This is a genomic window from Pseudomonas sp. TNT3, assembly GCF_010095445.2.
Taxonomy (GTDB): Bacteria; Pseudomonadota; Gammaproteobacteria; order Pseudomonadales; family Pseudomonadaceae; genus Aquipseudomonas.
The window spans coordinates 257,880-275,477 of sequence record NZ_WFGV02000002.1 but is presented as its reverse complement, the minus strand read 5'-3'; the positions used below and the strand labels follow the sequence as shown (position 1 = coordinate 275,477).

Genomic DNA, 17,598 nt, shown 5'->3' with positions numbered 1-17,598 from the left:
CTTGCTGCGGCAAGCCTTTTTCTTTTCAGAGATTGCTCCCATGACTGAGCCACTGCGCATCGTCTTTGCCGGCACCCCGGAATTCGCCGCCGAACACCTCAAGGCCCTGCTCGACAGCCCCTACGAGATCGTTGCGGTCTACACCCAGCCGGATCGTCCGGCGGGCCGTGGGCAAAAACTGATGCCAAGCCCGGTCAAGCAGCTCGCGCTGGAAAACCAGATTCCGGTGTTGCAGCCACCGACCCTGCGCAACGAAGACGCTCAGGCAGAACTGGCCGCGCTCAAGCCGGATTTGCTGGTGGTGGTGGCCTACGGTTTGATCCTGCCGCAAGTGGTGCTGGATATTCCGCGTCTGGGTTGTATCAACAGTCACGCGTCCTTGCTGCCGCGCTGGCGCGGAGCGGCACCGATCCAGCGTGCCGTTGAAGCCGGCGACAGCGAAAGTGGCGTGACCGTGATGCGCATGGAACTGGGCCTCGATACCGGGCCAATGCTGCTCAAAGCCATTACACCGATCACGGCGCAGGACACGGGCGGCAGTCTCCACGACCGTCTGGCTGAACTTGGCCCACCGGCAGTCCTGCAGGCGATTGCCGGTCTCGCTGCCGGTACGCTGGTCGGCGAAGTGCAGGACGACAGCCTCGCCACCTACGCGCACAAACTGAACAAGGACGAAGCACGCATCGATTGGAGCCGCCCAGCCGTTGAGCTGGAGCGCCTGGTTCGCGCCTTCAATCCGTGGCCGATTACCCACAGCACGCTCAATGGCGAAGCACTGAAAGTGCTGGCCGCAAGCCTCGTCGAAGGGAAGGGCGCACCCGGAGAAATTCTCGGTGCCAGCAAAGATGGCTTGATCGTCGCGTGCGGTGAACAGGCGCTGTGCCTGACCCGTCTGCAATTGCCCGGCGGCAAGGCGCTGAACTTCAGCGACTTCTTCAACAGCCGTCGTGAGAAATTCGCCGTCGGCACGGTGCTTGGTCAAGTGGCGGACGCTCAATGAACCCGCGTCTGGCCGCCGCCAAGGCACTGGCTGCTGTTCTGAACGGAAAAGCCTCGCTCAACAGTTCGCTGCCGACGCAGATGGACAAGGTTGAAGACCGCGACCGTGGTTTCACCCAGGACCTGGCGTTCGGAACCGCTCGCTGGCAGCCGCGTTTGTCCGCACTGGCAGCCAAGCTATTGCAGAAACCCTTCAAGGCAGCAGACGCCGATGTCGAAGCGCTGTTGTTGGTCGGTCTCTACCAACTGCTTTACACCCGCGTCCCGGCCCACGCGGCCATCGGCGAAACTGTCGGTTGCGCCGACAAATTGAAAAAGCCGTGGGCGAAGGCTTTGCTCAACGCCGTTCTGCGCCGCGCCCAACGCGAAAGTGAAGCGTTGCTAGCTGAACTGGAACACGACCCGGTAGTGCGAACCGCCCATCCGCGCTGGCTGCAAAAATCCCTCAAGGCGTTCTGGCCTGAACAATGGGAAGCGATTTGTGCCGCGAACAACGCTCATCCACCGATGATTCTGCGGGTCAACCGCCGCCACCACTCCCGTGACGCGTATCTCGGTTTGCTGAGTGACGCCGGCATTGCTGCCAGCGCGTGCGTATACAGCCAGGACGGCATCATCCTCGACGCAGCGGCCGACGTGCGCAGTCTTCCGGGTTTCGCCGAAGGCTGGATCAGCGTGCAGGACGAAGCGGCACAGCTGGCTGCCGATCTGCTGGATCTGGCCCCGGGCCAACGAGTACTCGACGCCTGCTGCGCACCGGGGGGCAAGACCTGCCACATTCTTGAAGCCGAGCCTGCACTTGCAGGAGTTGTGGCGGTAGACCTGGAAGCCAAGCGCCTGGTGCGCGTGCGGGAAAACCTTGCACGCCTGGGACTGAGCGCGGAACTGATCGCTGCCGACGGCCGTGACACGGCTACCTGGTGGGACGGCAAGCCGTTCCAGCGCATCCTGCTCGACGCACCGTGCTCGGCGACTGGCGTAATCCGTCGCCACCCGGACATCAAGCTGACTCGCCAACCCGACGACATCGCAGCATTGGCGGTCCTTCAGGGCGAGTTGCTGGACGCCATGTGGATCACCCTGGAAGTGGGCGGAATTCTTCTGTACGCCACCTGCTCCACGCTACCCACTGAGAACACCGAAGTGATCGAGGCTTTCCTGGCTCGCACACCAGGTGCCCGCGAGCTGGATCTCGCCACAGCGGCCGGCATCAAGCAGCCCCATGGTCGCCAATTGCTGGCGCAGCAAGGTGGGCACGACGGTTTCTACTACGCCAAGCTGATCAAGATCGCCGCCGCGCGCGGTTAACCGGTTTAAGGAGTGACTGGATGAAAATCATCATCCTCGGCGCAGGGCAGGTCGGCGGTTCGCTGGCGGAACACTTGGCCAGCGAAGCCAACGACATCACCGTGGTCGATACCGATAGCGAACGCCTGCGTGACCTCGGTGACCGGCTGGACATTCGAACCGTGCAAGGCCGCGGCTCGCTGCCAACGGTGCTGCGTCAGGCCGGCGCGGACGACGCCGACATGCTGGTGGCCGTGACCAACAGCGACGAAACCAACATGGTGGCCTGCCAGGTTGCCCACACCCTGTTCCATACGCCGACCAAGATTGCCCGTGTCCGTGAAGCCGCGTACCTCACACGCGCCGAACTGTTCGACAACGAAGCGATTCCGGTGGACGTGCTGATCAGCCCGGAACAAGTGGTCACCAATTACATCAAGCGTCTGATCCAGCATCCGGGCGCGTTGCAGGTAATCGACTTCGCTGAAGGCAAGGCGCAGTTGGTGGCCGTGAAGGCTTACTACGGCGGACCTTTGGTGGGTCAACAACTGCGGCAACTGCGTGAGCACATGCCGAATGTGGAAACCCGCGTCGCTGCGATTTTCCGTCGTGACCGACCGATTTTGCCCCAAGGCGACACCGTGATCGAAGCGGATGACGAAGTTTTTTTCATTGCCGCCAAAGCGAACATTCGCGCGGTGATGAGCGAAATGCGCCGCCTTGATGAAACCTACAAGCGCATCGTTATCGCCGGTGGCGGGCAAATCGGTGAGCGTCTGGCCGAGGCCATCGAGAGCCGCTATCAGGTCAAGATCATCGAGATGAACCCGACCCGCTGCCGCCATCTGTCCGACACCCTGGACAGCACGGTCGTGTTGCAGGGCAGCGCCTCGGACCGCGATTTGCTGCTCGAAGAAAATATTGCAGACGCAGATCTCTTCCTGGCCCTGACCAACGACGACGAAGCCAACATCATGTCTTCGCTACTGGCTAAACGTCTGGGTGCGAAGAAGGTGATGACCATCATCAACAACCCGGCCTACGTGGATCTGATCCAGGGCGGCGATATCGACATCGCCATCAGCCCGCAGCTGGCCACCATCGGCACCTTGCTCGCCCACGTGCGTCGCGGCGATATCGTCAGCGTGCATTCATTGCGTCGGGGGGCGGCGGAAGCCATCGAGGCGATTGCCCATGGCGATGCAAAGTCGAGCAAAGTGATTGGCAAGGCCATCGAGAACATCGGCCTGCCACCGGGCACGACTATCGGGGCAATCATTCGTGATGAAGAAGTGATCATTGCCCATGACGACACGGTGATCGAAACGGGCGACCATGTGATTCTGTTCCTTGTGGATAAAAAGCATATTCGCGACGTGGAGAAGCTGTTTCACGTGGGGCTGAGCTTTTTCTAACAGATCATTCCCACGCTCTGCGTGGGAACGATCTGCATAAAGAGGTGCTAACCATGATCGAATCCCTGGAAAAGATGCTCGCCAAGGGTGTGGATAACGCTTTGCTGCGCTTCGGCCTGGGCAAGGGTTATCTGGATCTGGGCGAAAACGCCAAGGCGGCCGAGCATTTCCAGCGTTGTGTGGAATTCGACTCAAAGTATTCGGCGGCATGGAAGCTGTTGGGCAAAGCCTGGCTGGCGTTGGCGGACTTTCCGGCTGCGCGTCAGGCATGGGAACAGGGCATCGAAGCCGCCCGCGCCCATGGCGACAAGCAGGCGGAAAAGGAGATGACGGTGTTTCTGAAGAAGCTTGAGCGTCAGGCTCAGTAATCAGAGATAGCGCAGGCCAATGCCATCGGCATCTACCAGCACCACTTCCATGCGCACTCGCGGCGCACCTGTGGGTAAACCCTGCACCTGGCCATAAACCACCGCGCCTTTGGGCAACGACGACAGGCGCGGATGCTTGACGTAGACACCCGTGGTCGACAGATTGCGGGTCTGGCCGAGGCATTCGCCGAAGCTGTCGTGAATGATCTTGATGCGAAACGATTTGCGGTGTTCGGACATCTTCTGCGCCCTTATTAACCGGGTTGTGGATAACTGAGTTTTTTTGTAGGAGCAGCTTGCCCGCGAGGCGATATGCCATCCAACACCCGTGTTGAATTTAATGAAGTCTTCGCGTGCAAGCATTGCTGCTACAGGTTATCCACAGAGCGTGCCAATTATGTCAGTACCACCGTTCTTCACCTGGCGGCCGCTTCTTGAAGCGTTTCATGCTCCACATGTATTGGCTTGGATAAGCCGCTACATAGCGCTCGACCACTTTGCTCATGGCGGCACAAGACGTTTCGGTGTCTGTGCTGTACATGGCCTCCGGCGCGGCTTCGAGAATCACTTTATAGCCTGAGCCGTCCGGCAGCCGCAGGGCATGCAGAAACACGCCGACCGCTTTGCCCCCGGCCAACATGTTGGGCACGAATTTGCTGGTCAGGGCCTTGGTGGCGAAGAAGGGCACGAAGATTCCGGCAGATTCGGACGGTTCCGGGTCAGCCGGAATACCCACTGCACCACCTTTGCGCACTTCCTTGATGACACTGAGAATGCCTTCCTTGGTGGAGGCCGCTACGCGGTTACCCAGTTGCACCCGCTGCTTGCGCAGCAAATCATCCACCGCCTTCAATTTTGGCGGGCGATAAAAAATAATCGGCTTGCACTGGCTGCAATAGAAGTGATTCAGCACTTCCCAGTTGCCCAGATGACTGGTGATGCCGACCACGCCTTTACCCGACGCCAGGGCGTCCTTCAAAACATCGAGACCTTCGACTTCACGCACCAGATCGATGGAGCGCTGAGCCGGCCAGATCCAAGCGCAGGCGCTTTCCGTCAGGGACTTACCAATGTCTTTCAGGCTCTGGCCAACCAGGCGCTCGCGTTCGGCCGGGTCCATGTCCGGAAAACACTTGGCCAGGTTGATCCGCACCACGTCACGGGAACGATTAGGGGTTTTCCACATCATCCAGCCAATCGCCGAACCCACTGCCTGCACTGCCCGCCATGGAAGCAGGGCAAACAACCGCAGAGCGCCTACCAGCAAGGCGCCTTTAAACTTATCCACAGGTCACTCCTGATCTTGTGCTGTGCGCGAGGCGGTCATTCTAACCGCCGTTCGCCAACGTCGCGTAGCGATCGCAATCCTGGGTATGGTCCATGACCATGCCCGAGGCCTGCATCAGCGCATAACAAATGGTCGGTCCGACGAACGTGAATCCGGCCTTTTTCAAGCCTTTGCTCATTTCCACGGCGACCGGGGTCACCGCTGGCACTTCGCTGCGATCCTTAAAATGATTGATCACTGGCGTACCGCCAACGAAAGACCAGAGAAACACCACCGGGTCCTCCAACGCCAGCCAGGCTTGGGCATTGCGCCGGGCAGCATTGAGTTTGAGACGATTGCGAATGATCCCCGGATCGAGCATCAGCTCATCGATTTCCGCATCGCTCATTTGCGCCACGCGCTGGACGTCGAAGCCGAACAGCACCTCGCGATAACGCTCGCGTTTGCGCAGCACGGTGATCCATGAGAGGCCGGCCTGGAACCCTTCGAGCAAAAGCAACTCGAACAATCCCTGCGCATCGCGAAGCGGCGCGCCCCACTCCTGATCGTGATAAGCCATGTACAGCGGATCTTCGGAACACCAAAAGCAGCGTGGCATAAGGCTCCAGGGGGCGTGCGCAGGACCGAATCGGGTATACTCCCGCTCTTTAAATCGCAGCCCAAGAAACAGGTGAATTTCGTGAGCCAGCCTACGCCAGCCGTGCGTACCTTCCAAGACTTGATCCTCGCCCTCCAGCAATACTGGGCCGAGCAAGGTTGCGTGGTACTTCAGCCCTACGATATGGAAGTAGGCGCCGGCACTTTCCACACAGCCACGTTTCTGCGTGCCATCGGCCCGGAAACCTGGAACGCCGCTTATGTGCAGCCCAGTCGTCGCCCGACTGACGGCCGCTACGGCGAAAACCCGAACCGCCTGCAGCACTACTACCAGTTCCAGGTAGTCCTGAAGCCGAACCCGGACAACTTCCAGGAACTCTACCTGGGCTCCCTCAAGCACGTCGGTCTGGACCCGCTGGTCCACGACATTCGTTTCGTCGAAGACAACTGGGAATCGCCGACTCTCGGAGCCTGGGGTCTGGGCTGGGAAGTGTGGCTCAACGGCATGGAAGTGACGCAGTTCACCTACTTCCAGCAAGCGGGCGGCATCGAGTGCTACCCGGTGACCGGCGAGATCACCTACGGTCTCGAGCGTCTGGCCATGTACCTGCAAGGCGTGGACTCGGTCTACGACCTGGTCTGGGCTGACGGCCCGATGGGCAAAGTGACCTACGGCGACGTGTTCCACCAGAACGAAGTCGAGCAGTCGACCTACAACTTCGAACACGCCAACGTCGAGAAGCTGTTCGAGTTGTTCGACTTCTACGAGAGCGAAGCCAAGCGCCTGATCGAACTCGACCAGCCGTTGCCGTTGCCGAGCTACGAAATGGTGTTGAAGGCCTCCCATACCTTCAACCTGCTGGATGCGCGCCGGGCAATCTCGGTGACCGCGCGTCAGCAATACATTCTGCGCGTGCGCACCCTGGCGCGTTCCGTTGCGCAAGCCTACCTGCTGGCTCGCGCCAAGCTGGGCTTCCCGATGGCGACCCCGGATCTGCGTGATGAAGTGTTGGCTAAGCTGGAGGCTGCACAATGAGTGCTCTGGATTTTCTGGTTGAACTGGGCACTGAAGAACTGCCACCCAAAGCCCTGAACACGCTGGCTGATGCGTTCCTGGCCGGTATCGACAAGGGCCTGCAAGCGGCTGGCCTGAACTACGAGACCAAAACCGTCTACGCCGCACCGCGCCGACTGGCTGTGCTGATCACCTCGCTGGCCACCCAGCAGCCGGATCGCAGCATCAACCTCGACGGTCCGCCACGTCAGGCGGCCTTCGATGCCGAAGGCAACCCGACTCAAGCAGCCTTGGGCTTCGCCAAGAAGTGCGGCGTCGATCTGAGCGAAATCGATCAGAGCGGCCCGAAACTGCGTTACAGCCAAAGCATCGCCGGCAAACCGACCGCAAGCTTGCTGGCAACCATCGTTGAAGATTCGCTGAACGACCTGCCGATTCCAAAGCGCATGCGCTGGGGCGCTCGCAAGGAAGAATTCGTACGTCCGACCCAGTGGCTGGTGATGCTGCTCGGTGACCAGGTTATCGATTGCACGATCCTCGCCCAGAAGTCTGGCCGCGATTCTCGCGGTCACCGTTTCCATCACCCGGAAAACGTGCGCATCACTTCGCCGGCCAATTACCTGAACGATCTGCGTGCTGCTTACGTGCTGGCCGATGCCAATGAGCGTCGCGCGCTGATCAGCAAACGTACCGAAGAACTGGCTACGCTGCAGGAAGGTACGGCGATCGTTCCACCTGCGCTGCTCGACGAAGTCACCGCGCTGGTTGAATGGCCTGTGCCGCTGGTGTGCTCGTTCGAAGAGCGCTTCCTCGACGTGCCGCAAGAAGCGCTGATCACGACCATGCAGGACAACCAGAAGTACTTCTGCCTGCTGGACGCCGACGGCAAGTTGCTGCCGCGTTTCATTACCGTGGCCAACATCGAAAGCAAAGACCCGCAGCAGATCATCGCCGGTAACGAGAAAGTGGTTCGTCCACGTCTGACCGACGCCGAGTTCTTCTTCAAGCAAGACAAGAAGCAGAAACTCGAAGACTTCAACCTGCGCCTGCAAAACGTGGTGTTCCAGGAAAAACTGGGCAGTGTCTACGAGAAGGCCGAGCGCGTTTCCAAACTCGCCGCCTTCATCGCTCAGCGCATCGGCGGCAACGCTGCATGGGCTTCCCGTGCTGGCCTGCTGTCCAAGTGCGACCTGGCGACCGAGATGGTCGGTGAGTTCCCGGAGATGCAAGGCGTCGCCGGTTACTACTACGCCCTCAACGATGGCGAGCCGGAAGAAGTCGCTCTGGCACTGAACGAGCAGTACATGCCACGCGGTGCTGGCGCCGAGTTGCCAACCACCCTGACCGGTGCGGCCGTGGCCATCGCTGACAAGCTCGACACCCTGGTCGGCATCTTCGGCATCGGCATGCTGCCTACCGGTAGCAAAGACCCGTACGCCCTGCGCCGTGCTGCCCTTGGCGTGTTGCGCATCCTGATCGACAAAAAGCTCGACCTCGACCTGAACGACGCGGTGGCATTCGCTGTGAATGCCTTCGGCACCAAGGTCAAGGTTGCCGGCTTGAACGACTCGGTACTGGAGTTCATCTTCGACCGTCTGCGTGCCCGTTACGAAGACGAAGGTGTCGATGTGGCGACGTACCTGTCGGTGCGTGCTTTGAAGCCGGGTTCTGCGCTGGACTTCGATCAGCGTGTTCAAGCCGTACAAGCCTTCCGTCAATTGCCGGAAGCGGCTGCTCTGGCAGCGGTGAACAAGCGCGTGTCGAACTTGTTGAGCAAGGTCGAAGGCTCGGTGCCGACGGTTGTTGAAGCCAAATATTTCGACAACGCCAACGAGTTCTCCCTGTACTCGGCGATTCAACAGGCTGACCAGGCTGTCCAGCCGATGGCTGCTGCGCGTCAGTACAGCGAATCCCTGGCGCGCCTGGCTGCCTTGCGCGAGCCGGTGGACGCGTTCTTCGAAGCCGTGATGGTCAACGCGGAAGACGCCAACGTGCGCGCCAACCGTTATGCGTTGCTGGCGCGTCTGCGTGGTCTGTTCCTCGGCGTCGCCGACATTTCGCTGCTGGGCTGAGGGGCTGCTGTTGAAACTGCTGATTCTCGATCGGGACGGGGTGATCAATTACGACTCCGACGCTTACATCAAGTCGGTGGAGGAGTGGATTCCACTGCCCGGCTCAATCGAAGCCATTGCGCAGTTGAGCAAGGCCGGCTGGACGGTAGCGGTTGCTACCAACCAGTCGGGCATCGCTCGCGGTTACTACGACATCGCCACCCTGGACGCCATGCATGAGCGCCTGCGCTCGCTCGTGGCGGAGCAGGGTGGGGAAGTCGGGCTGATTGTCTATTGCCCGCATGGGCCGGACGATGGCTGCGATTGCCGTAAGCCAAAACCCGGGATGTTGAAAAACATCGCCACTCATTACAACGTATCGCTGACCAATCTGTGGTTCGTCGGCGATAGTCTTGGTGACCTGGAAGCCGCCAAAGCCGTCGATTCTCAGCCTGTGTTGGTTAAGACCGGGAAGGGCGAAAAAACGCTGGGCAAGACCTTGCCGGTGGGCACCTTGATTTTTGACGATCTGGCGGCGATTGCCGCAGAACTTATCCACAATTAGAGCGTTTTCGATATTCTGACCAAGGATTGATCGGGAGTGCGCTTTATAAAGACGGGCAAAGCCCGCACGGTAAATGTCGCCATGTCGATACTGCAGGCCATCAGAACTTTCCTCTTTTACCTGTTGCTGGGCACCAGCTCTCTGCTTTGGTGCAGCCTGAGCTTTTTTATCGCTCCTTTCCTGCCGTTCAAGGCGCGCTATCGCTTCATCAATGTCTACTGGTGCCGCTGCGCCTTATGGCTGAGCAAGGTTTTCCTGGGGATCAGTTATGAAGTGAAGGGCGCAGAAAATGTGCCTGACCAACCCTGCGTCATTCAGTCGAATCACCAGAGCACCTGGGAGACGTTTTTTCTCTCGGCCTATTTCCAGCCATTAAGTCAGGTCCTCAAGCGCTCGTTGCTGTTTGTGCCGTTTTTCGGCTGGGCCATGGCCATGTTGCGTCCGATCGCGATTGATCGCGACAACCCGAAAGCAGCGCTCAAGCACGTAGCCAAGAAGGGCGACGAGTTGCTCAAGGATGGTGTTTGGGTACTGATCTTCCCGGAAGGAACGCGGGTACCTTACGGCACCGTTGGCAAATTCTCCCGCGGGGGCACCGCGCTAGCTGTTAATGCTGCGCTTCCAGTGCTGCCGATTGCACACAATGCCGGCAAGTTCTGGCCAAAAACCGGTTGGGCCAAGAAGCAGGGCGTGATTACCGTAATCATCGGTGAACCGATGTATGCCGAAGGCAGCGGACCGCGAGCCATCGCCGCACTGAACGATCGGGTTCAAGCCTGGAACGAGCAAATGCAGCGCGAGATGGGCTCGATTCCACCTGCGCCGCAGGCACCGGTCGAGAGCGATCAAATGGCTGTCTGAGATTCTGTGGATAACCTGTGTACCGTTTGATTGAAAATCGACGTAATTCGTTTGTAGGTTAATGATTTATATACATATTTCTTAAACTCATAAAATTACCAAAATGGTGCATAAGTTTTTTTAGGACGTAAAAAAACCGGCTGATATAGCCGGTTTTTTTATAGGTAAAAATCAAGCCGCAAACAAAAAGGCCAACGCTTGTGCGTTGGCCTTTTTATTTAGCGGGGGAAGCTGAATCAGAAATCCAGGTTCGAAACCGCCAAGGCGTTGCTTTCGATGAAGTCACGACGAGGCTCGACCGCATCACCCATCAGGGTGTTGAAGATCTGGTCCGCGCCAATGGCGTCTTCGATGGTCACTTTGAGCATCCGGCGCTGCGCTGGGTCCATGGTGGTTTCCCACAGCTGATCCGGGTTCATCTCACCCAGACCTTTATAGCGCTGGATGGTGTGACGCTTGGTGCTTTCAGCCATCAGCCATTCAAGAGCTTCCTTGAACTCGGTGACGGGCTTCTTGCGTTCGCCACGCTGGATATACGCGCCTTCGTCCAGCAAGGTGCTCAATTGAGCGCCCAGGGAAACAACGGTCTTGTAATCGTTGCTGCCGAAGAAGTCACGGTTGAAAGTGACGTAGTTCGACAAGCCGTGGGAGATCAGTTCGACCTCTGGCAGCCAGACGTTACGTTCACGATCTTCACGCAGGCTGGCTTTGTAAACCAGGCCGGATTTCTCGACAGTGCGCAGACGAACTTCGTACTTGGTCAGCCAGTCTTGCATCGCTGCGTGATCGGACAGCTGCTCCATGCTCACCGCAGGCAGGTAGATGAAGTGCTCGGTCAGCTCCTGCGGGTACAGGCGCGACAAACGCTTGAGGGTCTTCATCACCAGACGGAAGTCATTCACCAAGCGCTCCAGCGCTGGTCCGGAGATACCCGGGGCTTCTTCGTTCAGGTGCAGACTCGCGTCTTCCAGGGCCGACTGCGTCATGTACTCTTCCATGGCGTCGTCGTCTTTGATGTATTGCTCTTGCTTGCCTTTCTTGACCTTGTACAGCGGTGGCTGAGCGATGTAGATATAGCCGCGCTCAATCAGCTCCGGCAACTGACGGAAGAAGAAAGTCAGGAGCAGGGTACGGATGTGCGAACCGTCGACGTCAGCATCGGTCATGATGATGATGTTGTGATAACGCAGCTTCGCAATGTTGTATTCGTCGCGGCCGATCCCGCAGCCCAGAGCGGTGATCAAGGTGCCCACTTCTTGCGAAGAGATCATCTTGTCAAAGCGCGCCTTCTCGACGTTCAGGATCTTGCCCTTCAACGGCAGGATGGCCTGGGTCCTACGGTTACGTCCCTGCTTGGCGGAGCCGCCAGCAGAGTCACCTTCCACGAGGTACAGTTCGGAGAGGGCAGGGTCTTTTTCCTGGCAGTCAGCCAGTTTGCCCGGCAGGCCGGCGATGTCCAGCGCACCTTTACGACGGGTCATCTCACGGGCTTTACGCGCTGCCTCACGAGCCCGTGCCGCATCGATCATCTTGCCGACGACCAGTTTGGCTTCGTTCGGGTTTTCCAGCAGGAAGTCGGAGAAGTATTTGCCCATTTCCTGTTCGACTGCGGTCTTCACTTCGGAAGAAACCAGCTTGTCTTTGGTCTGGGAGCTGAACTTCGGATCCGGAACCTTTACCGAAATGATCGCAGTCAGGCCTTCACGAGCGTCGTCACCGGTGGTGGCAACCTTGTGCTTCTTCGCCAGGCCTTCCGCTTCGATGTAAGTGTTCAGGTTACGCGTCAGTGCGGAACGGAAACCCACCAGGTGAGTACCGCCATCGCGCTGTGGAATGTTGTTGGTGAAGCACAACAGGTTCTCGTTGAAGCTGTCGTTCCACTGCAGGGCGATTTCTACGCCGATGCCGTCTTCACGCTGGATGTTGAAGTGAAACACCTGGTTGACCGGAGTCTTGTTGGTGTTCAGGTATTCAACGAATGCACGCAGGCCACCTTCATACTTGAACAGCTCTTCCTTCCCGCTGCGTTCGTCTTTGAGGACGATGCCGACACCGGAGTTGAGGAAGGACAGTTCACGAATCCGCTTGGCCAGGATGTCCCAGCTGAAGTGGATGTTTTTGAACGTCTGGTCCGACGGTTTGAAGTGGATCTGTGTACCGGTTGTTTCGCTCTCGCCAACGATTCTCATCGGCTCTTGAGGAACACCGTGGACATACGTCTGTTCCCAGATCTTGCCGCTGCGTCGCACCGTGAGAATAAGCTCTTCGGACAGGGCGTTAACCACCGACACACCTACACCGTGAAGACCACCGGATACTTTGTAGGAGTTGTCGTCAAACTTACCGCCAGCGTGCAGCACGGTCATGATGACCTCGGCTGCAGAAACGCCTTCTTCTTTGTGCACGTCTACCGGGATGCCACGGCCGTTGTCGCGAACGGTGATGGACTCATCCGGGTGGATGATGATGCTGATGTCGTCGCAGTGGCCGGCGAGAGCTTCGTCGATCGAGTTGTCGACCACCTCGAACACCATGTGGTGCAGGCCGCTACCGTCGTCGGTGTCACCAATGTACATACCGGGACGTTTGCGTACGGCATCCAGGCCTTTCAGCACTTTAATGCTCGTTGAGTCGTACGTATTTTCTTCGCTCAATGCCTTCACTCCCGATGGTCGTGGGTCTGGGTGATACGGCCCTGTTCCACGTGGAACAAAGCGACTGGCGTTTCCGTCTGCCAGCCTTCCCTCAATAATTCGTGATCTACACAGGTGATAAATACCTGGCAGCGTAAGTCTTCCAGCAAGCGGCAAAGCGCGCGGCGATGTTGCTCGTCCAGTTCGGACGGCAAGTCATCCACCAGATAAATACACTGGCCGCGTCGGGCTTGGCTGACCAGATGCCCTTGAGCGATCCGCAAAGCACAAACCACCAGCTTCTGCTGACCCCGGGACAAGATATCCGTGGCGTTATGCGCACCTAATCTAAGACGCAAATCAGCACGTTGTGGTCCAGCCTGGGTGTGACCCATCTGCTGATCCCGCTGAAGGGAGCCGGCGAGCACTGCACTCAACTCGCGATCTTTATCCCAACCGCGGTAATAGCTGAGCGTTAATCCCTCAAGCTCTACCAATTCGCTCAAGGTCTTCTCAAAGACTGGTTTCAAGGCTTTGATATAGGCGCGGCGGTATTCATCAATTTCAGCGCTGGCTTGACACAGTTCCCTGTCCCAAACCGCTTGTGAAACGGCGTCAAGTGTACCATGCCGCAGCCAAGAGTTTCTCTGGCGCAGGGCCTTCTGCAACCGTTGCCAGGTCGACATGAAGCGGGGTTCCACGTGGAACACTCCCCAGTCGAGAAACTGTCGGCGAATCTTCGGTGCGCCTTCAAGCAGACGGAAGCTGTCGGGGTTAATCAACTGAAGTGGCAGGATCTCCGCCAACTGCGCCGCACTGCGGGCATTCTGTCCGTCGATGCGAATCTGAAACTCGCCGGAGCGGTCCCGAGATATCCCCAGGGCACTGTTGCCGCCCTCGGCCAGCTCAACTTGGCCAAACACCGTACAGGCGAGCTGTTCATACTGAATGACGGGTAAAAGCCGGCTGCTGCGAAACGACCGGGCGAGCCCCAGCAGATGAATGGCTTCCAGAACACTGGTTTTGCCGCTGCCGTTAGCGCCGTAAAGAATGTTGATTCGGGGGGAGGGGGAGAAGGTCACCGGGTGCAGATTGCGCACCGCGGTGACCGAGACGCGACTTAGAGACATCTAGCTTATGCTGAGCATGATTACAGACGCATCGGCATGACAACGTAAGCCGAATCGTCGTTGTCGGACTCTTGCACCAGTGCACTGCTGTTAGAGTCGGACAGAATCAAACGAACTTGCTCGGTCGTCATTACGCCCAGCACGTCCAGCAAGTAACTAACGTTGAAGCCGATTTCCAGATTTCCGCCGTTGTATTCAACGCCGACTTCTTCTTCCGCCTCTTCCTGTTCCGGGTTGTTCGCCTGGATTTTCAGCTGACCATTGGCCAGTTGCAGACGGATACCACGGTACTTCTCGTTGGACAGAATCGCGGTACGGCTGAAAGCTTCGCGCAGCGCCTGACGATCGCCTAGTACCAGCTTGTCGCCGCCTTTAGGCAGCACGCGCTCGTAGTCAGGGAACTTGCCATCGACCAGCTTCGAGGTGAAGGTGAATTCACCCGTGGTAGCACGGATGTGGTGTTGACCCAGGACGATACTGACAATGCCGTCCGGCTCGGTCAGCAAACGCGCCAACTCAAGGATACCCTTGCGTGGCACGATGACCTGGTGGCGATCCGGCTGACCGATATCGGCCTGCATCGAGCACATCGCCAGGCGGTGACCGTCCGTAGCGACAGCGCGGATGATACCGGCCGAGACTTCCAGCAGCATGCCGTTCAAGTAGTAACGTACGTCTTGCTGGGCCATGGCAAAACTGGTGCGCTCGATCAGACGACGCAGTTTGCTTTGCTCGAGGCTGCAGGTCAGCGAGCCAGGACCTTCTTCCACCGTCGGGAAGTCATTGGCCGGCAACGTCGACAGCGTGAATCGGCTACGTCCGGCTTTGACCACAAGCTTCTGCTCGTCGACCTTGATGTCGATCAGCGCGTCGTTGGGCAGGCTCTTGCAGATGTCCATGAGCTTGCGTGCCGGCACAGTGATGGAACCCGGGTCAGCAGGCTCCTCGAGTTGTACACGACCGACCAGCTCGACTTCCAGGTCGGTACCGGTCAGCGACAGTTGCTGGCCTTCGACAACCAGCAGCACGTTGGAGAGCACCGGCAAGGTCTGTCGACGTTCGACGACGCCTGCGACCAGTTGCAGGGGTTTCAACAGGGCTTCGCGTTGAATGGTGAAATGCATGGTCTAGTCCCTTGCCTTAATAAGCTGCGCTGGTGTTCATCAAGTGGTCAGTGTACGCAGCAGGTTCTTGTAGTCCTCGCGGATGTCCGCGTCGGATTCCTTAAGTTCGTTGATCTTGCGGCAAGCGTGCAAAACAGTCGTGTGGTCGCGGCCTCCAAACACGTCACCGATTTCCGGCAGACTGTGGTTGGTCAGTTCCTTGGACAATGCCATGGCAACCTGACGCGGACGGGCAACCGAACGTGAACGACGTTTGGACAGCAAGTCGGAGATCTTGATCTTGTAGTACTCGGCGACAGTGCGCTGAATGTTATCCACAGAGACCAATTTATCCTGGAGAGCCAAGAGGTCCTTCAGGGATTCGCGAATCAGCTCAATGGTGATATCGCGGCCCATAAAGTGCGAGTGGGCAATCACGCGCTTGAGCGCGCCTTCCAGTTCGCGGACGTTGGAACGAATGCGTTGGGCGATGAAGAACGCCGCATCGTGTGGCAGATCGACTTTGGCCTGGTCGGCCTTTTTCATCAGGATCGCGACACGGGTTTCCAGCTCCGGCGGCTCGACGGCAACCGTCAGGCCCCAGCCGAAGCGGGATTTCAGGCGCTCTTCGAGGCCTTCGATTTCTTTCGGATAGCGGTCACTGGTGAGAATGACCTGCTGACCACCTTCAAGCAACGCGTTAAAGGTGTGAAAAAACTCTTCCTGTGAGCGTTCCTTGCGGGCGAAGAACTGAATGTCATCGATCAGCAACGCATCTACCGAACGGTAAAAGCGCTTGAACTCGTTGATCGCGTTCAGCTGCAAGGCCTTGACCATGTCCGCTACAAAACGCTCGGAATGCAGGTAAACGACCTTCGCATTCGGATTCTTCTTTAATAGGTGGTTACCCACAGCGTGCATCAAGTGGGTTTTACCCAAGCCGACGCCGCCATAAAGAAAGAGCGGGTTGTATCCGTGCTTTGGGTTATCAGCCACTTGCCAGGCCGCAGCCCGGGCCAGTTGGTTGGACTTGCCTTCGACGAAGTTTTCGAACGTGAACGTACGGTTCAGGTAACTGGTGTGCTTGAGCGCACCTTCGACTTGCACGGTGCGCTGCTCGGCGCGAACCGGTGCCTGTTGCGAGCTCGCACCCGCCATCGGGTCAAAGCTGTCACGAGACGGCTCTTCACTGACATCAGCCATTCTTTGAGTCGAACGCTTGGTCGGCAAGGGGGCAGGAGCCTGCGTTGGTGCACTGACAGGCGCTTGCGTGGCCTGGGCCTGAGAGGCCGCTGCGGCGAGCGGAGCATTTGGCGCTGCACGAGGTGCCGAACTGCGTTTGCTGCCTATTAATAAGGACAGCGCCGGCGCCATGCCATTGCCATGCTCATCAAGCAGCTCAAGGACGCGGCTCAAATACTTTTCGTTGACCCAGTCGAGAACAAAACGATTCGGTGCGTACACGCGCAACTCGTCGCCTTCGGCTTCGACCTGTAGTGGACGGATCCAAGTGTTGAATTGTTGGGCAGGCAGCTCATCGCGCAAAAGCTCCACGCACTGCTGCCAAAGTTCCACTGACACGGATATCCCCTAAGTTGAAAGCCGGTGAGGCAAAAACAAGCGGCCATTGTAGCGGCCAGACGCTGACTTATCCACACGTAGGTTGCTCAGCTTCCAAGGGGAATCAACGCTTTATGCGGAAAAAAGGCGACCAACGGTCTGTGCATAAGCTCTGTGGATAACCGACCCTAAGGTCTTTGTACAAGTAGGGGGGAAACTCGGTGGATAACCTGCCTGTGGATAACACCGCCTTTCACACACAGCTTATCCGACAGTGCAGCACAGGGTTACCACCGTTTACCACGGTAGTTGTCATTCTCTGTACATCAGGAGTTTAAAGGGCTGGTGGCAGTTATCCACAGCGAACAGCTCCCCTAGCTTTTATAAGCTTTACAAAAAAGCTTTAAATACTTTCCTTCTTTATTTCTATATCTACCGAGGCCTGGTGATCAGCAAAACGCCCAGAGATCTATTTATAAGGAAACGCTGGTTGGAAATTGACCTAGAGGCTTGCTTTCTCTAGAATCCCCGGTCTCTTAAAACGGGGGCCATTCCGGCCCGTTGTGGACGAACCAGGTAACACGACAATGAAACGTACTTTCCAACCAAGCACTATCAAACGCGCTCGTACCCACGGTTTCCGTGCTCGTATGGCTACCAAAAACGGTCGCGCCGTTCTGTCGCGTCGTCGCGCCAAAGGTCGTGCGCGTCTGGCAGTTTGATAAG

The 17,598-nt window shown here is 57.9% G+C and carries 16 protein-coding genes; 9 read left to right on the top strand and 7 right to left on the bottom strand.

The features are described from left to right. Nucleotides 1-40 precede the first annotated feature (40 nt). The 4 genes from fmt to GBC55_RS02770 are packed head-to-tail and all read left to right on the top strand — an operon-like array spanning nucleotide 41 to nucleotide 4,069. Nucleotides 41-1,000 (top strand): methionyl-tRNA formyltransferase, encoded by a 960-nt coding sequence (fmt, locus tag GBC55_RS02785; RefSeq protein ID WP_162437593.1) that lies wholly within the window; start codon nucleotides 41-43, stop codon nucleotides 998-1,000. Beyond that, nucleotides 997-2,307, top strand: coding sequence for a 16S rRNA (cytosine(967)-C(5))-methyltransferase RsmB (gene rsmB, locus GBC55_RS02780; RefSeq protein WP_162437594.1), 1,311 nt, complete (start codon nucleotides 997-999; stop codon nucleotides 2,305-2,307). The genes fmt and rsmB overlap by 4 nt, the downstream gene beginning before the upstream one ends. A gap of 20 nt (nucleotides 2,308-2,327) precedes the next feature. Further along, nucleotides 2,328-3,701 carry a Trk system potassium transporter TrkA gene (gene trkA / locus GBC55_RS02775; RefSeq protein WP_162437595.1) on the top strand — a complete coding sequence of 458 codons (1,374 nt, stop codon included), beginning with the start codon at nucleotides 2,328-2,330 and terminating at the stop codon, nucleotides 3,699-3,701. Between the two features lie 53 nt (nucleotides 3,702-3,754). After that, nucleotides 3,755-4,069 (top strand): hypothetical protein, encoded by a 315-nt coding sequence (locus tag GBC55_RS02770; RefSeq protein ID WP_162437596.1) that lies wholly within the window; start codon nucleotides 3,755-3,757, stop codon nucleotides 4,067-4,069. On the opposite strand, the gene GBC55_RS02765 is transcribed toward GBC55_RS02770, so the two are convergent. The 3 genes from GBC55_RS02765 to tag form a co-directional block, all read right to left on the bottom strand. Further along, nucleotides 4,070-4,309, bottom strand: a complete 240-nt coding sequence (locus GBC55_RS02765) for a PilZ domain-containing protein (protein ID WP_162437597.1) — start codon at nucleotides 4,307-4,309, stop codon at nucleotides 4,070-4,072. A 160-nt stretch (nucleotides 4,310-4,469) separates the two neighbouring features. Next, nucleotides 4,470-5,357 (bottom strand): lysophospholipid acyltransferase, encoded by an 888-nt coding sequence (locus tag GBC55_RS02760; protein WP_162437598.1) that lies wholly within the window; start codon nucleotides 5,355-5,357, stop codon nucleotides 4,470-4,472. A gap of 40 nt (nucleotides 5,358-5,397) precedes the next feature. Then, entirely contained in the window at nucleotides 5,398-5,955 is a 558-nt protein-coding gene (gene tag, locus GBC55_RS02755) for a DNA-3-methyladenine glycosylase I (RefSeq protein ID WP_162437599.1), read from the bottom strand. A gap of 81 nt (nucleotides 5,956-6,036) precedes the next feature. Between tag and glyQ the strand changes: the two genes are divergently transcribed. The 4 genes from glyQ to GBC55_RS02735 all read left to right on the top strand — a co-directional run bounded on the left by glyQ (nucleotide 6,037) and on the right by GBC55_RS02735 (nucleotide 10,446). After that, the gene (glyQ, locus tag GBC55_RS02750) at nucleotides 6,037-6,990 is read left to right on the top strand and encodes a glycine--tRNA ligase subunit alpha (protein ID WP_008155694.1); all 954 of its coding nucleotides are present in this window, start codon (nucleotides 6,037-6,039) and stop codon (nucleotides 6,988-6,990) included. Beyond that, entirely contained in the window at nucleotides 6,987-9,041 is a 2,055-nt protein-coding gene (gene glyS, locus GBC55_RS02745; RefSeq protein WP_162437600.1) for a glycine--tRNA ligase subunit beta, read from the top strand. Before glyQ ends, glyS begins: the two co-directional genes overlap by 4 nt. Before the next feature lie 4 nt (nucleotides 9,042-9,045). After that, entirely contained in the window at nucleotides 9,046-9,585 is a 540-nt protein-coding gene (gene gmhB, locus GBC55_RS02740; protein ID WP_178114297.1) for a D-glycero-beta-D-manno-heptose 1,7-bisphosphate 7-phosphatase, read from the top strand. Between the two features lie 81 nt (nucleotides 9,586-9,666). After that, on the top strand, nucleotides 9,667-10,446 hold the full coding sequence (locus tag GBC55_RS02735; RefSeq protein WP_162437602.1) for a lysophospholipid acyltransferase family protein: 780 nt from the start codon (nucleotides 9,667-9,669) through the stop codon (nucleotides 10,444-10,446). A 236-nt stretch (nucleotides 10,447-10,682) separates the two neighbouring features. On the opposite strand, the gene gyrB is transcribed toward GBC55_RS02735, so the two are convergent. Genes gyrB through dnaA form a run of 4 tightly spaced genes read right to left on the bottom strand, consistent with a single transcriptional unit; the run spans nucleotide 10,683 to nucleotide 16,893 of the window. Further along, nucleotides 10,683-13,100, bottom strand: coding sequence for a DNA topoisomerase (ATP-hydrolyzing) subunit B (gyrB, locus tag GBC55_RS02730; RefSeq protein ID WP_162437603.1), 2,418 nt, complete (start codon nucleotides 13,098-13,100; stop codon nucleotides 10,683-10,685). Nucleotides 13,101-13,105: 5 nt separating this feature from the next. Continuing rightward, nucleotides 13,106-14,209 (bottom strand): DNA replication/repair protein RecF, encoded by a 1,104-nt coding sequence (gene recF, locus GBC55_RS02725; protein ID WP_162437604.1) that lies wholly within the window; start codon nucleotides 14,207-14,209, stop codon nucleotides 13,106-13,108. A 20-nt stretch (nucleotides 14,210-14,229) separates the two neighbouring features. Beyond that, a complete protein-coding gene (gene dnaN / locus GBC55_RS02720) occupies nucleotides 14,230-15,333 on the bottom strand; it encodes a DNA polymerase III subunit beta (RefSeq protein ID WP_017341709.1) in 1,104 nt (367 codons plus the stop codon). Nucleotides 15,334-15,372: 39 nt separating this feature from the next. Further along, nucleotides 15,373-16,893 (bottom strand): chromosomal replication initiator protein DnaA, encoded by a 1,521-nt coding sequence (dnaA, locus tag GBC55_RS02715; protein WP_162437605.1) that lies wholly within the window; start codon nucleotides 16,891-16,893, stop codon nucleotides 15,373-15,375. Nucleotides 16,894-17,459: 566 nt separating this feature from the next. Between dnaA and rpmH the strand changes: the two genes are divergently transcribed. Then, nucleotides 17,460-17,594 (top strand): 50S ribosomal protein L34, encoded by a 135-nt coding sequence (gene rpmH, locus GBC55_RS02710; protein ID WP_003213577.1) that lies wholly within the window; start codon nucleotides 17,460-17,462, stop codon nucleotides 17,592-17,594. The last annotated feature ends 4 nt before the right edge of the window (nucleotides 17,595-17,598 follow it).

Excerpts from the sequence above, each read along its gene's own strand:
- GBC55_RS02735 (WP_162437602.1), top strand. The coding sequence starts at position 9,667 with ATGTCGATACTGCAGGCCATCAGAACTTTCCTCTTTTACCTGTTGCTG.
- dnaN (WP_017341709.1), bottom strand. The coding sequence starts at position 15,333 with ATGCATTTCACCATTCAACGCGAAGCCCTGTTGAAACCCCTGCAACTG.
- trkA (WP_162437595.1), top strand. The coding sequence starts at position 2,328 with ATGAAAATCATCATCCTCGGCGCAGGGCAGGTCGGCGGTTCGCTGGCG.
- rpmH (WP_003213577.1), top strand. The coding sequence starts at position 17,460 with ATGAAACGTACTTTCCAACCAAGCACTATCAAACGCGCTCGTACCCAC.
- GBC55_RS02770 (WP_162437596.1), top strand. The coding sequence starts at position 3,755 with ATGATCGAATCCCTGGAAAAGATGCTCGCCAAGGGTGTGGATAACGCT.
- tag (WP_162437599.1), bottom strand. The coding sequence starts at position 5,955 with ATGCCACGCTGCTTTTGGTGTTCCGAAGATCCGCTGTACATGGCTTAT.
- rsmB (WP_162437594.1), top strand. The coding sequence starts at position 997 with ATGAACCCGCGTCTGGCCGCCGCCAAGGCACTGGCTGCTGTTCTGAAC.
- recF (WP_162437604.1), bottom strand. The coding sequence starts at position 14,209 with ATGTCTCTAAGTCGCGTCTCGGTCACCGCGGTGCGCAATCTGCACCCG.
- GBC55_RS02765 (WP_162437597.1), bottom strand. The coding sequence starts at position 4,309 with ATGTCCGAACACCGCAAATCGTTTCGCATCAAGATCATTCACGACAGC.
- glyS (WP_162437600.1), top strand. The coding sequence starts at position 6,987 with ATGAGTGCTCTGGATTTTCTGGTTGAACTGGGCACTGAAGAACTGCCA.
- fmt (WP_162437593.1), top strand. The coding sequence starts at position 41 with ATGACTGAGCCACTGCGCATCGTCTTTGCCGGCACCCCGGAATTCGCC.